10 protein-coding genes and 2 rRNA genes are annotated in these 14,764 nt (G+C 40.0%); 6 read left to right on the top strand and 6 right to left on the bottom strand.

What is annotated here, in order from left to right:
- Positions 1-177 precede the first annotated feature (177 nt).
- From iclR to GWJ01_RS04705, 3 genes are all read left to right on the top strand, one after another.
- Positions 178-1,014: a glyoxylate bypass operon transcriptional repressor IclR gene (iclR, locus tag GWJ01_RS04715; RefSeq protein ID WP_075673076.1), complete on the top strand. Its 837-nt coding sequence runs from the start codon at positions 178-180 to the stop codon at positions 1,012-1,014.
- Between the two features lie 305 nt (positions 1,015-1,319).
- Complete coding sequence (gene edd / locus GWJ01_RS04710) at positions 1,320-3,176, top strand: phosphogluconate dehydratase (RefSeq protein WP_109394780.1); 1,857 nt, start codon at positions 1,320-1,322, stop codon at positions 3,174-3,176.
- A 78-nt stretch (positions 3,177-3,254) separates the two neighbouring features.
- Entirely contained in the window at positions 3,255-3,896 is a 642-nt protein-coding gene (locus GWJ01_RS04705; protein WP_075673078.1) for a bifunctional 4-hydroxy-2-oxoglutarate aldolase/2-dehydro-3-deoxy-phosphogluconate aldolase, read from the top strand.
- Between the two features lie 89 nt (positions 3,897-3,985).
- Here GWJ01_RS04705 and aceK read toward each other — a convergent pair whose 3' ends face one another.
- From aceK to aceB, 3 genes are all read right to left on the bottom strand, one after another.
- Complete coding sequence (aceK, locus tag GWJ01_RS04700; protein ID WP_375804077.1) at positions 3,986-5,695, bottom strand: bifunctional isocitrate dehydrogenase kinase/phosphatase; 1,710 nt, start codon at positions 5,693-5,695, stop codon at positions 3,986-3,988.
- Between the two features lie 71 nt (positions 5,696-5,766).
- On the bottom strand, positions 5,767-7,074 hold the full coding sequence (gene aceA, locus GWJ01_RS04695; RefSeq protein WP_109394776.1) for an isocitrate lyase: 1,308 nt from the start codon (positions 7,072-7,074) through the stop codon (positions 5,767-5,769).
- Positions 7,075-7,142: 68 nt separating this feature from the next.
- Positions 7,143-8,735, bottom strand: a complete 1,593-nt coding sequence (gene aceB, locus GWJ01_RS04690; RefSeq protein WP_161710754.1) for a malate synthase A — start codon at positions 8,733-8,735, stop codon at positions 7,143-7,145.
- A gap of 340 nt (positions 8,736-9,075) precedes the next feature.
- On the opposite strand from aceB, the gene metA reads away from it, so the two are divergent.
- Positions 9,076-10,005: a homoserine O-acetyltransferase MetA gene (gene metA / locus GWJ01_RS04685; protein ID WP_109402793.1), complete on the top strand. Its 930-nt coding sequence runs from the start codon at positions 9,076-9,078 to the stop codon at positions 10,003-10,005.
- A 55-nt stretch (positions 10,006-10,060) separates the two neighbouring features.
- On the opposite strand, the gene GWJ01_RS04680 is transcribed toward metA, so the two are convergent.
- Positions 10,061-11,164 (bottom strand): glycerol dehydrogenase, encoded by a 1,104-nt coding sequence (locus GWJ01_RS04680; protein WP_109394770.1) that lies wholly within the window; start codon positions 11,162-11,164, stop codon positions 10,061-10,063.
- A 252-nt stretch (positions 11,165-11,416) separates the two neighbouring features.
- Between GWJ01_RS04680 and GWJ01_RS04675 the strand changes: the two genes are divergently transcribed.
- On the top strand, positions 11,417-12,061 hold the full coding sequence (locus GWJ01_RS04675; RefSeq protein WP_161710753.1) for an epoxyqueuosine reductase QueH: 645 nt from the start codon (positions 11,417-11,419) through the stop codon (positions 12,059-12,061).
- Positions 12,062-12,195: 134 nt separating this feature from the next.
- Positions 12,196-12,732 (top strand): isopentenyl-diphosphate Delta-isomerase, encoded by a 537-nt coding sequence (idi, locus tag GWJ01_RS04670; RefSeq protein WP_109394766.1) that lies wholly within the window; start codon positions 12,196-12,198, stop codon positions 12,730-12,732.
- Between the two features lie 123 nt (positions 12,733-12,855).
- On the opposite strand, the gene rrf is transcribed toward idi, so the two are convergent.
- Positions 12,856-12,971: ribosomal RNA gene (rrf, locus tag GWJ01_RS04665) — 5S ribosomal RNA — on the bottom strand.
- A gap of 117 nt (positions 12,972-13,088) precedes the next feature.
- Positions 13,089-14,764, bottom strand: a 23S ribosomal RNA gene (locus GWJ01_RS04660); the annotation flags it as partial.

The following is a 14,764-nucleotide window of genomic DNA, read 5'->3' as shown; positions in this document are numbered from 1 at the left end:
TCTTTTTGCAAAGATTTCTAAGACGAAGATGAGAGATTTTCACTCAGTGATAAACGCTTTTAATAAATATTTCTTATCACACATTTTGTTTTGAAAAATGCAGTGATCGGAGGAGTTTTATTACACCAGATAGTTCATAATAGATATTAATATGGATAGCATTTCTGGAGTGTATGCATGACAGTTTCCCCTACAAATAAAAAAGTGCGTAAGACGAAAACAACTGCCACTCAAAGCACCGCACAAGGAGGCCCTGTTCAGTCGTTAAGTCGTGGACTGACATTATTGGAATATATTTCCGAATCTCCGGGTGGTATCGCCCTAACAGATCTCGCCTTTCAAGCTGGATTACCTAATTCCACAACACACCGCCTACTCACTACACTTCAACAGCATGGTTTTGTCCGCCAAGTCGGGGATTTAGGCTTATGGGTTGTGGGAACACACGCCTTTATTGTTGGTAGTAGTTTTCTACAAACCCGTAATCTTTTGGTAATGGTGCATCCTATTTTGCGTCAATTAATGGAAGATTCTGGCGAAACCGTTAATCTGGCTATTCTTGACCAAATTGAATTTGATGCGGTGATTGTCGATCAAGTGCAATGTAATGCTCTAATGAGAATGTCAGCCCCTATTGGCGGTAAATTACCAATGCATGCATCTGGTGCAGGTAAAGCATTCCTTTCTACTTTGCCAGAAAATAAATTACTGCCTTTGCTCCAGAAAAAAGGCTTAATGGCTTATACACCTCACACCCGAACACTCCCTTCATCTCTAAAAGAAAACTTAGAGCAAGCTCGTAAACAAGGTTTTTCTTTCGATGATGAAGAACATGCTTTAGGTCTTCGCTGTATTGGTGCTTGTATTTATGATGAACACCACCAGCCTTTTGCGGCTATTTCACTTTCAGGTCCAGTTTCTAGAATGACAGATTCACGCATTACTGAATTAGGTGCGATGGTTATCAAAGCGGCAAAACAAATTAGCCGTGAATACGGTGGCGTAAAAAGTTAATCCAATTTTTACCTTCCTTGTCATCAACAACAAGGAAGGTATTTTCCAAAATAAAACGATTCAGCTTGGTAAAAAGTCGACTTTTCCCTCTTTATTCCCATCAAATATTAAAAAACTGTTACTTATCACTTTAAAAAATTGATGTCGATCACAGATGTTGTTTAAGACCTATTAAGAGTATTGCAACTCTTCTTGTTACCCGTAACAATGTTACCGGTAACAAATACTATAGCGAATTTAAATATTCTTTTTCTAAAGCTAATAGTAACGCTCATCACCCTTGTGTGAATAAAGGAAGCATCATTATGAACCCTAAAAATCATGACCCAATTCAGAACGACTTTGTCCCCCTTAACGAGACAGTAAAACAAGTGACTGAGCGTATTATTGCTCGTTCACAAGCGACTCGTCGTGCTTATCTGAACAAAATTGAAACAGAAAAAAGCCAAACCGTGCATCGTGCTCAATTGGCTTGCGGTAATTTGGCTCATGGTTTCGCAGCTTGTCAGGCAGAAGATAAAAATCGTCTGAAAAATATGGTTCATAATGATATTGCCATTATCACTGCTTACAATGATATGTTATCGGCTCATAAGCCGTATGAAGATTATCCTCAAAAAATTAAAACAGCATTACATGCTGTTGGTGCAGTAGGGCAAGTAGCCGGCGGTGTTCCTGCAATGTGCGATGGTGTTACTCAGGGTCAAGATGGCATGGAGTTATCGCTCCTTAGTCGTGATATTATCGCAATGTCTGCTGCGGTTGGTTTGTCTCATAATATGTTTGATGGCGCACTCTATTTAGGGATCTGCGATAAAATTGTTCCTGGGCTGACTATGGCTGCTCTCTCTTTTGGTCATCTTCCTGCTATTTTTGTTCCAGCAGGCCCTATGACTAGCGGTTTGCCAAACAAAGAGAAAGTTCGTATTCGTCAACTTTATGCTGAAGGTAAGGTTGATCGTAATGCTTTATTAGAAGCCGAAGCAGCGTCTTATCATAGCATTGGAACCTGTACTTTTTATGGCACCGCAAACTCTAATCAAATGGTCATGGAAATGATGGGATTACATTTACCCGGCGCTTCCTTTGTCCATCCAGATACACCACTACGTGATGCATTAACTGATGCGGCGGCAAATCAGATTGTACGACTAACCGAAAATTCAGGTAATTATCTTCCTATCGGCCAATTAGTTGATGAGAAAGTCATTGTAAACGGCATTGTTGCGCTACTAACAACAGGTGGTTCAACTAATCTAACCATGCACTTAGTCGCAATGGCACGCGCGGCGGGTATAATTATTAATTGGGATGATTTTTCTGAACTATCACGAGTTGTTCCTCTTATTGCACGCATTTATCCTAATGGTCCTGCCGATATTAACCAATTTCAAGCAGCCGGCGGTATTGCACTGATCATTCGTGAGCTACTGAAAAAAGGTTTAATCCATCGAGATGTGAACACTGTTGCAGGATTTGGCATTGAGCGTTATACCCTAGAGCCTTGGTTAAATAACGGTAAACTTGATTGGCGTGAAGGCGCTATAAGCTCTTTAGATAAAGATGTGATTGCGGATATTAATACCCCATTCTCATCACATGGTGGCACACAAGTGATGCAAGGTAATTTAGGTAGAGCCGTAATGAAAACCTCTGCAGTACCTGATGAAAATAAAATCATCGAAGCGCCTGCTGTTGTGTTTAATAGCCAACATGATATTGCTGCTAAGTTTGAAGCTGGTGAGCTAAATAAAGATTGTGTGGTCGTTGTACGTTATCAAGGACCACAAGCGAATGGTATGCCTGAATTACATAAACTTATGCCGCCTTTAGGTGTATTAATGGATAAAGGCTATAAAGTAGCATTAGTTACAGATGGTCGACTTTCAGGGGCTTCAGGTAAAGTACCTGCTGCAATTCATGTTACTCCAGAAGCTGTAAATGGTGGTTTACTATCCAAAGTACGTGATGGTGATATCATTCGCGTTAATGGTAAAACAGGTGAGTTAACGTTGCTTATTGATGAGCAAACATTAAATGCTCGCCAAGATGAAATTCCTGATTTAAGTGCCAATAATACAGGCTGTGGTCGTGAGTTATTCGTTAATTTACGCCGTCATTTATCAGGTGCTGAACAAGGTGCTTGTTGCATTGATTTTTAATGTAGGCAAGTTTTTGAGGCTTAACGAGGAGCAGATTAAATTCATTTGCTCACCACTTTCTGATTAGGAAATACAATCATGGATCATTGGAATACAAGTGCAGAGTCTGTACTAAAATCAGGGCCTGTTGTTCCTGTTATTGTTATCAACCATATTGATGATGCCGTCCCTGTTGCAAAAGCTTTAGTCGCCGGTGGTGTAAAAGTTTTAGAAGTGACATTACGTACAGAATGCGCAATTGAGGCAATCCGCCGTATTGCCAAAGAAGTTCCTGAAGCTATTGTGGGCGCAGGCACAGTAATTAATCCTCAACAATTAGCGCAAGTCACTGAAGCAGGTGCTCAATTTGCTATCAGCCCAGGATTAACAGAAGCGTTACTCAAATCAGCCGTTGCGGGAACTATTCCTTTAATTCCGGGTATTTCGACAGTGTCTGAATTAATGCTGGGAATGAGCTACGGGTTAAATGAATTTAAATTTTTCCCAGCTGAAGCTAATGGTGGTGTGAAGGCATTAAAAGCAATTGCAGGACCATTCTCAAAAGTCCGCTTCTGCCCAACAGGCGGTATTTCGCCAGAAAACTACCGTAATTACCTTGCACTTGAGAGTGTGCTTTGCATTGGTGGCTCTTGGTTAGTGCCTAATGATGCAGTGAAAGCAGGTGATTTCCAACGTATTACTGAATTAGCTAAAGAAGCCGTTGCTGGCACTCAGCGTTAATTATCTCTGTATAAAAATAGGTTTTATCCAATAAAGGTAGGTATCCCCTTGTATCTACCTTTATTTTTATCTTTTCTCAGGACTATTTATTAAGTAAATCGCTTAGATTGAGAATAGGCATAAACATCTTCGATATACCCTTCTTTAATTTTTTGCTGTTGTTGTTGCCAATATTCTGGGGATAAAAGCTCACGATGTTGAGCTTCAAAATAGTGGCAAACTTGCTTATCACTACATAAAAAATAGCGAAATTCTTCAGGAAATACATCATTGAGCGCAACGCTATACCAAGGCTCGCTCGCTAATTCATCTTCAGGATAACGGGCTGGCGGGATAGCACGAAAATTCATATCTGTCATATAACTAATTTCATCGTAATCATAGAAAATCACACGATGGTGGCGAGTCACACCAAAATTTTTAAACAGCATGTCGCCGGGAAAAATATTCGCTGCAATAAGCTCTTTCAACGCTTGCCCATAATCTTCAACAACCGCTTTAAGTTGATTTTCATTGCACTGCTCCATATAGATATTGAGCGGTATCATTCTACGTTCCATATAAAGATGGCGGATCAGTATTTTATCACCCAGATCTTCCAACTTATTGGAGATCTCTTGTTCAAGGATCGCCATTAATTCAGGGCTAATTCTTTTCTTATCGATCACAAAATTTTCAAATTCTTGAGTATCCGCCATTCGTCCAACACGATCATGCTCTTTAACCAATTGATAGCACTCTTTTACTCGCTCTGCAGTGATCGTTTTTTGTGGTGCAAATTTATCTTTAATCACTTTAAAAACGCGATCATACGTTGGTAATGTAAAGACCAACATAACCATACCTTTTACCCCAGGAGCTTCAATAAATTGCTCTGATGAAAAATTCATAAAGGCAAGATATTCGCGGTAATATTCTGTTTTACCATGCTTTTGGCATCCAATAGACATATAAAGCTCAGCGATAGATTTACCCGGTAATATATCTCTTAGCCAAGCAACTAATGCCGCAGGAAATGGGGCATAAACCATAAAATAAGAACGAGCAAAACCAAAGACAATACTCGCTTCATCCGCAGAGATAAGGCAAGTATCAATCAATAACTGTTGCTCAATATTATGAATGGGTAATAAGAATGGAATATATTGATCATTAATCACTATTTTTCCTATCAACCAAGCCGCTTTATTACGATAAAAGAGTTCGTTTGCAATATGAAATACCGCATTGTGCAATTGTTCAAAAGAGAACTGAGCAGTAAGTACATTACAAATAGAGTGAATATCGCGTTGTTTATTTTGCCACGGTAACCGCAAAGGTAAGCGCGATAAAATATCTTGCACTAATGTCGGTAAATCACTCTGAATAACAAACTGCTTTGATAATGGTCGAGGCGCTTGTGTAAAGCGATAAGCCGGTTGTGATGAGAAAACAAAAAGATTCTTTTTACTCAATTCACGATGGTAGAACAGACGACAATAAACAGAATTAAAAAAACTTTCGGCAATCTCGAATCGAGGGTAATTGGGCAATAATTGCGTATAATTCTCTTTCACCTTTTGTAGAAAAAGACTTTCTTTGTCAATATCATGTCGAATACATTTTAGTTGCTCAACCACTAATCCAACATGATTGTCGTATAAACGGATGCGCTCTTTCATCGCAATTTGGACACCATGCCAATCTGCTTGCTCAAAACGATATTGTGCCCCTGACGTTATCTCAAGAAAGCGGCCATATTGTGCATCAAAGCCTTGTAAAATTGTTTGAGCAATCAAATCTTCTGGCGTCATTAACAACCTCACGAAAAAGAGGAGCATCCTGCTCCTGAATTATCACCACAAAAAACAGATAATGATATTTTGGGATTTTAGAATTGTTGCTCTTCTGTCGAGCCTGTTAATGCTGTTACAGAAGACATACCACCTTGAATAATCGTCGTTACTTTATCGAAATATCCGGTTCCCACCTCTTGTTGATGCGATGAGAAGGTATAGCCTTGATTAAGTGCCGCAAACTCTTTTTCTTGTACCTTCTCAACATAATGTTTCATACCTTCGCCCTTGGCATAATCATGTGCTAGATCGAACATGTTGAACCACATGCTGTGAATTCCAGCTAAAGTAATAAATTGGAATTTATAGCCCATCGCAGAAAGCTCATCTTGGAAATGTGCAATCGTGCGATCATCGAGATTCTTTTTCCAGTTAAAGGAAGGCGAACAGTTATAAGCCAGCATTTTTCCGGGATATTTATCATGAATAGCTTCTGCAAATTTAGCAGCCATTTTCAGATCAGGAAGTGATGTTTCACACCACACCAGATCGGCATAAGGCGCATAAGCAAGACCACGACTAATAGCCTGATCAATTCCCGCGTGAGTACAGAAGAAACCTTCAGGCGTACGTTCTCCAGTTAAGAACGAGCTATCATAAGGATCGCAATCTGAAGTTAAAAGATCGGCAGCATCGGCATCTGTTCTCGCAACAAGTAATGTAGGCACATCAGACACATCCGCAGCTAAACGCGCAGCGACCAGCTTTTGTACCGCTTCTTGAGTTGGAACTAATACTTTTCCTCCCATATGTCCGCATTTTTTTACCGCAGCTAGCTGATCTTCAAAGTGAACGCCCGCCGCTCCAGCTTCAATCATCGCTTTCATTAATTCAAAGGCATTTAATACGCCACCAAAACCGGCTTCAGCATCAGCCACAATGGGAAGGAAAAAATCAATATAATCTTTATGTTGAGGACCAATACCATTTGACCACTGAATTTGATCAGCTCGTCTAAACGTATTATTGATACGCTGAACAACATTAGGAACAGAATCAACCGGATATAAAGACTGGTCAGGATACATACTTCCAGCTGTGTTAGCATCAGCTGCTACTTGCCACCCTGAAAGATAAACAGCTTCTAACCCTGCTTTTGCTTGTTGCAATGCTTGTCCACCCGTTAAAGCACCTAGTGCATTAACATAACCCTTTTTTGATTTTCCATTTAATGATGACCAAAGCCTTTGAGCGCCGCGTCTTGCTAAGGTATGTTCTGGGTTAACCGAACCTCTTAATTTAATGACATCTTCAGCGCTATAAGGACGGGTAATGCCTTTCCAGCGAGGTTGTTCCCACTCTTTCTCTAATTGGGCGATTTGCTCTGATCTACTAATAGTCATAAAAACAGCTCCTATAAATACGGTAGTGATGATGTTTGCAGTTTATAAATACGTTTGACGTATCTTTTTTAATTTAAAAGTTGGTAACCCGGTAAAGTCAGAAAATCGACTAATTCATCTTGGGTTGTAATCTTATCCATCAAAGAAGCCGCTTCTTTAAAACGCCCTTCTTCAAAACGAGTGTCACCGACTTCTTGGTGTATGACTTCAAGCTCTTCTTTCAGCATTTTACGAAAGAGATCTTTAGTCACGACTTGCCCATCAGACAGTGTTTTTTGGTGGCGGATCCATTGCCAAATAGAGGTACGCGATATTTCTGCTGTTGCCGCATCTTCCATTAATCCATAGATAGGTACGCAACCATTACCCGAAATCCAAGCTTCGATATATTGCACAGCAACGCGGATATTAGCTCTCATACCCTTTTCTGTACGCTCACCTGTACAAGGTGCCAATAACATTTCTGCTGTTATCTTTTCATTACGTTGCACATCGAGTTGATTTGAGCGAGCCCCTAATACGGCATCAAAAGCAGACAATACTGTTTCAGCAAGGCCTGGATGAGCAATCCAAGTACCATCATGGCCATTTGTTGCTTCAAACTCTTTATCATCAAATACTTTTTTCAAAATAATGCCGTTTTGCTCTGGGTCTCGACTTGGAATAAACGCAGACATTCCACCCATCGCAAAAGCACCACGTTTATGGCAAGTCTGGATCAGTAAACGCGAATAAGCACTTAAGAAAGGTTGAGTCATCGTGATCCCTTGTCTATCGGGCAATACACGATCAGGATAATTTTTTAATGTCTTGATATAACTAAAAATATAATCCCAACGACCACAGTTAAGCCCAACGATATGCTCTTTCATATGGAATAGAATTTCTTCCATTTGGAAAACAGCAGGTAAGGTTTCAATTAATACCGTGGCTTTAATGGTTCCTGTTGCTAAACCAAAGCGTTTCTCTGTGAAATGAAAAACATCACTCCACCATTTAGCCTCTTGCCATGTTTGCAATTTAGGAATGTAAAAATAAGGGCCACTCCCTTTTTCTAATAAGGCTTTGTGGTTATGGTAAAAATACAGAGCAAAATCAAATAATCCCCCTGCAATAGGCTTGCCTTGCCATAACACATGCTTCTCAGGAAGGTGAAGACCTCTTACTCTGGCAATCAATACCGCAGGTGACGCTTTAAGCTGATAACATTTGCCTTGTTCATTGGTATAGGAAATGGTGCCTTTGACGGCGTCACGCAAATTGATTTGACCATCAATCACTTTGTCCCATGTAGGCGCTAAGGAATCTTCAAAATCAGCCATAAAGACTTTTACATTAGCATTTAATGCATTAATGACCATTTTGCGATCAACAGGTCCCGTTATTTCAACACGACGGTCTTGAAGATCTTTTGGTATAGGATTAACTTTCCATTCTGATTTTATAATGGAATCAGATTCCGAAATAAAATCAGGAAGCTCGCCATTATCAACTCTATGTTTCCAGCTATCCCTTTCAGCTAATAAAGCATGGAGTCTATCTGAAAAGTGACTTACCAAATCAGTCAGAAATAATTTAACATCATGATTTAATATCTCTTTTTCCTGATCGCCAAAAGATTGCGTAAAATTTAATTCTTCTGTAGTTAATGATTGTGACATTCTGCATTCCCCTAAAAGCTTTTGCACACCTGATTAAGACTAATGCAGTTTTTACAAAAATCAAAAATGAATTCCATTTTTATTTAAATAATTTTTAACAATGTGATTACATCGGTGTTTTTTTATTGTACAAAAATCAGAATTTCAAAAATAACTCGAGGGATCTGGAAGAGATCGATAATAAACAGAGAAAAGGAATGGTTAATGCTTGATGATTTTAGCTATATAGCTTTTTCTTATATGAATATTCTTCATACACAACATGAAGACCTCGACATTCAAAAGGTTATTAGCTAAATTTAGGCCTCTAGATGTCTAGAAGTTTTTAGAGGTTATTGAAATGCCAATTAGAGTACCCGATGAGCTACCCGCAGTCAGTTGTTTACAAAAAGAGAATGTCTTTGTTATGACATCCAGTAGAGCGAGTATTCAAGATATTCGCCCTTTAAAAGTGCTTATCCTTAATTTAATGCCAAAGAAAATAGAAACAGAAAATCAATTTCTGCGATTGCTTTCTAATAGCCCTCTTCAAATTGATATTCAATTATTGCGTATTGACTCTCGTATTCCTAAAAATACACCTGTAGAGCATCTCGATACTTTCTATTGCGATTTTGACCAAATTAAAGAGCAAAATTTTGATGGCCTTATTGTCACGGGCGCGCCATTAGGGTTAGTTGAATTTGAAGATGTAGCTTATTGGGATGAAATAAAAGAGGTGATTACATGGGCTAAAGAGCATGTTACTTCTACACTCTTTATTTGTTGGGCGGCTCAAGCTGGGTTGAATATCTTATATGACCTTCCTAAATATACGCTAGAACAAAAAATTTCAGGCGTATATACCCATAATACTTGCTCACCATATGCACTGTTAACGCGCGGATTTGATGAGACTTTCTTTGCTCCCCATTCTCGTTATGCAGGTTTTCCTATCGACTTTATTCAAAATAATACTGATTTGGAGATCCTTGCAACTTCGGAAGAAGCAGGCGCTTATTTATTTGCATCAAAAGATAAACGAGTTGTTTTTGCAACAGGGCATCCTGAATACGATCCTAATACACTCGCAGATGAATATCACCGTGATGTTAAAGCAGGGTTAGATCCTCAATTACCAGAAAACTATTTTCCTAATAATGATCCGAACAAAAAACCTATCGCTTCTTGGCGTAGTCATGGACATTTATTGTTTGCAAATTGGTTGAACTACTATGTTTATCAGATAACACCGTTCGATCTTGCCCAAATGAACCCAACATTAGACTAAAAAAAACCCCAAACTTAATTTGGGGTTTTAAGATAATCATTTGCCAAGCTAAGAATTATTTATAGCGATGAGCCAATGCGTTAGCTGCAATCATTGCATTATAAACATCTTCTTCTGTCACTCTCATTGGCATATTACCCATTGTGTCGCCTTCAGCACAGGCAATTTTAGCAACAGTACGCCATTCACTTTCGATGAATTCTTTCATACCCATATCTTCAAGTGTCAGTGGTAATTCCGCCGCTTTGATAATACGGATCACTTCATCAATTTCTTCTTGTGGTGCATTTTCTAACACTAGTTGAGTTAATAAACCAAATACTACTTTTTCACCATGTTGAACACGGTGTAAAGACTCAACTGCAGACATACCATTATTTACTGCGTGAGCAGCTGCTAAGCCACCTGCTTCAGCACCAACACCACTAAGGTAGATTGTTGCTTCAATAGTTTGCTCTAATGCAGGAGTGGTAATTTTATGGCGAATCGCATCCATTGCTTTATCAATATTTTCACTTAGCATTTCAAAGCAAAGTTGCGCTAAACCAAGGCCTGTACGTGATGGACGTTGATTAACTAAATTTAAGCCGTCAGCTTGATAACAAGCACGAGCTTCGAAGTAAGTTGCTAGCGCATCACCAACACCCGCTGAGAAAAAGCGTTGTGGAGCTGATGCGATAATAGCGGTGTCTGCGATAACAACATCAGGGTTTTGTGGTAAGAATAAATATTTATCAAACTCACCATTTTCTTTATATAGCACAGACAATGCAGTACAAGGTGCATCCGTTGAAGCGATTGTTGGGAATAAAATAACAGGGATGTGCTGATAATAAGCAACTGCTTTAGACACATCTAATGTCTTACCACCCCCAATACCAATAATAACGTTCGCTTTATTTTCAACGGCAATTTTACCTAAGCGATTAACTTCTGCCTCAGTACATTCATAATTAAATTTTTCAACCAGTGAAACAATGCCATTTTCTTTTAGAGAAGGAACTGCTTCTTTAGTTACTTTTTCTAAAAAAAACTCATCACTAATAATAAATGCATTATCACCAAAATCTTTTACATATTTACCGACAGAAGACAGTAATTGGCTACCAATAAAGAATTTTTTTGGCGAGGTTACAGAGCGAGGTAATATAGATGACATAACTAAATTCCTTTATTTTAGATTTTGCTACAAACAGTAGCAGAATTAGTATTTCATCTTACCTCTCATCATAATATGAATCTAGTAAACTCTCTGATAGTCATTACCTAAATCATTTTCGTTCATCATTTTTAATTTATATAAAACAAGTGGTTATTTTTAAATAATTTTAAAAAAGCAGATTGCCTACGTATTTATCACTATAATAAAGGCATCATTTTACAACTAAAATAATGTTATTTAGGATCATCTATGACTCTTATACGAGAAAAGCTCACATTACCTGCAAATGCAAATAAGCTTTTACTACACTCTTGCTGTGCTCCTTGTTCTGGTGAAGTCATGGAAGCATTACAAGCTTCAGGTATTGATTACACTATCTTTTTCTATAATCCCAATATTCATCCCCAAAAAGAGTATTTAATTCGTAAGGAAGAGAATATTCGTTTTGCTAAAAAACATAATATTCCTTTTGTTGATGCTGATTATGATACAAATAATTGGTTTGAAAGAGCTAAAGGAATGGAAAAAGAGCCTGAGCGTGGTATTCGATGCACAATGTGTTTTGATATGCGCTTTGAAAGAACAGCCCTTTATGCCTCTGAAAATGGCTTTTCCGTTATTTCCAGTTCACTTGGGATCTCACGTTGGAAAGATATGAAACAGATAAATGGCTGTGGTGAAAGAGCAGTAGCACCTTATCCTAATATGGTTTATTGGGATTATAATTGGCGTAAAAAAGGAGGCTCAGCCAGAATGATCGAAATAAGTAAACGTGAACAATTCTACCAACAAGAATATTGTGGCTGTATTTATTCATTAAGAGATACAAATAAGCATCGAAAATCACAAGGCAGAGAACTTATTAAGATTGGTATTCAATATTATACTCCTTAGCTCTTCCTTTCCTTTTATTCTAGGCATCATTCCTGTGATGCCATAAAAAGAACAACACAATAAATCGTTATTTGATATACAGTCATGTTATATTCACGCTATAACAATATATTATTTTATTAAGGTGATTTCTTGTGGAAGACGCTGTCATTCTCGTAGATAAAAATGATAATGAGCTGGGAACAATGCCAAAGCTTGAAGCTCATATTGTAGGCGCCTTACATCGAGCCTTTTCAATATTTATTTTTAATTCAAAACAGCAGTTACTTATTCAGCAACGTGCGATATCTAAATATCACTCTGGTGGTTTATGGGCAAATACATGTTGTAGTCACCCGCTTCCAAACGAATTACTTTCAGATGCTATTCATCGTCGTCTAGATGAAGAATTAGGTATGAAGTGTGATATGCAATCTATTGGAACTATTCTGTATAACGAAAAAGTGACAGATGATCTGATAGAGCATGAATTTGATCACCTATTTCTTGGATTTAGTAACGAATTACCACATAGCAATCCAGATGAAGTACTGAATTATCGCTGGATCTCTCTTGATTCTCTTTATCAAGATATTGAAGAGAATGCACAAAATTACAGTGTTTGGTTTCGTTATATATTGAACAGGATGGGGATTGAGCAATTTTCTCGTTGGAGCCAAGGTATTATTTAGCAATTATCTTATTAACAACCTCAATATAAAACAAGCAACTCGTGTTTTTAGACTTTTAAGTTATATAAAACCCCAAACGCAAAAAAGCCAACCCATTGGGTTGGCTTTCTCGTCTTATTTAATGCCTGGCAGTTCCCTACTCTCACATGGGGAGGCCCCACACTACCATCGGCGCTACAACGTTTCACTTCTGAGTTCGGCATGGATTCAGGTGGGTCCGCTGCGCTATGGCCGCCAAGCAAATTCTGTTTAATTACCCGTTACTTCGATTTCTCTTCATAACCAGCAATTTTCAATCTTAAACAAGCTTACTTCATCTACTCTTTGTCTCTCAGACAAAACACCTTCGGTGTTGTCAGGTTAAGCCTCACGGTTCATTAGTACTGGTTAGCTCAACGTATCGCTACGCTTACACACCCAGCCTATCAACGTCTTAGTCTTAAACGTTCCTTTAGGTCACTCAAGGTGACAGGGAAGACTCATCTCGAGGCAAGTTTCCCGCTTAGATGCTTTCAGCGGTTATCTCTTCCGCACTTAGCTACCGGGCAATGCCATTGGCATGACAACCCGAACACCAGTGGTGCGTTCACTCCGGTCCTCTCGTACTAGGAGCAACCCCTCTCAATCTTCCAACGCCCACGGCAGATAGGGACCGAACTGTCTCACGACGTTCTAAACCCAGCTCGCGTACCACTTTAAATGGCGAACAGCCATACCCTTGGGACCTACTTCAGCCCCAGGATGTGATGAGCCGACATCGAGGTGCCAAACACCGCCGTCGATATGAACTCTTGGGCGGTATCAGCCTGTTATCCCCGGAGTACCTTTTATCCGTTGAGCGATGGCCCTTCCATTCAGAACCACCGGATCACTAAGACCTACTTTCGTACCTGCTCGAGCCGTCACTCTCACAGTCAAGCTGGCTTATGCCTTTGCACTAACCGCATGATGTCCGACCATGCTTAGCCAACCTTCGTGCTCCTCCGTTACTCTTTAGGAGGAGACCGCCCCAGTCAAACTACCCACCAGACACGGTCCCCGATCCAGATTATGGACCTAGGTTAGAACATCAAACGTTAAAGGGTGGTATTTCAAGGTTGACTCCATGCAGACTGGCGTCCACACTTCATAGTCTCCCACCTATCCTACACATCAAGGCTCAATGTTCAGTGTCAAGCTATAGTAAAGGTTCACGGGGTCTTTCCGTCTTGCCGCGGGTACACTGCATCTTCACAGCGAGTTCAATTTCACTGAGTCTCGGGTGGAGACAGCCTGGCCATCATTACGCCATTCGTGCAGGTCGGAACTTACCCGACAAGGAATTTCGCTACCTTAGGACCGTTATAGTTACGGCCGCCGTTTACTGGGGCTTCGATCAAGAGCTTCTCCCTAAGGATAACCCCATCAATTAACCTTCCAGCACCGGGCAGGCGTCACACCGTATACGTCCACTTTCGTGTTTGCACAGTGCTGTGTTTTTAATAAACAGTTGCAGCCAGCTGGTATCTTCGACTGGCTTCGGCTCCGTCCGCGAGGGACTTCACTTACCGCCAGCGTGCCTTCTCCCGAAGTTACGGCACCATTTTGCCTAGTTCCTTCACCCGAGTTCTCTCAAGCGCCTGAGTATTCTCTACCTGACCACCTGTGTCGGTTTGGGGTACGATTGTTGGTAACCTGAAGCTTAGAGGCTTTTCCTGGAAGCAGGGCATCAATTGCTTCACCACCTTAGTGGTTCGTCATCACACCTCAGCATTAAGTGACCGGATTTGCCTAATCACTCTGCCTACATGCTTGAACCGGGACGACCGTCGCCCGGACAACCTAGCCTTCTCCGTTCCCCCATCGCAGTTACCACCAGTACGGGAATATTAACCCGTTTCCCATCGACTACGCTTTTCAGCCTCGCCTTAGGGGTCGACTCACCCTGCCCCGATTAACGTTGGACAGGAACCCTTGGTCTTCCGGCGTGCGGGTTTTTCACCCGCATTATCGTTACTTATGTCAGCATTCGCACTTCTGATACCTCCAGCAT

This window comes from Proteus sp. G2618, from assembly GCF_009915995.1.
Classification (GTDB): Bacteria; Pseudomonadota; Gammaproteobacteria; order Enterobacterales; family Enterobacteriaceae; genus Proteus; species Proteus terrae.
The sequence above is the reverse complement of the archived record's forward strand: the minus strand, read 5'-3'. Positions and strand labels throughout refer to the sequence as shown.

Coding starts and splice junctions, on each gene's coding strand:
- edd (WP_109394780.1), top strand. CDS start 1,320: ATGAACCCTAAAAATCATGACCCAATTCAGAACGACTTTGTCCCCCTT.
- aceB (WP_161710754.1), bottom strand. CDS start 8,735: ATGTCACAATCATTAACTACAGAAGAATTAAATTTTACGCAATCTTTT.
- metA (WP_109402793.1), top strand. CDS start 9,076: ATGCCAATTAGAGTACCCGATGAGCTACCCGCAGTCAGTTGTTTACAA.
- aceA (WP_109394776.1), bottom strand. CDS start 7,074: ATGACTATTAGTAGATCAGAGCAAATCGCCCAATTAGAGAAAGAGTGG.
- GWJ01_RS04705 (WP_075673078.1), top strand. CDS start 3,255: ATGGATCATTGGAATACAAGTGCAGAGTCTGTACTAAAATCAGGGCCT.
- GWJ01_RS04675 (WP_161710753.1), top strand. CDS start 11,417: ATGACTCTTATACGAGAAAAGCTCACATTACCTGCAAATGCAAATAAG.
- iclR (WP_075673076.1), top strand. CDS start 178: ATGACAGTTTCCCCTACAAATAAAAAAGTGCGTAAGACGAAAACAACT.
- GWJ01_RS04680 (WP_109394770.1), bottom strand. CDS start 11,164: ATGTCATCTATATTACCTCGCTCTGTAACCTCGCCAAAAAAATTCTTT.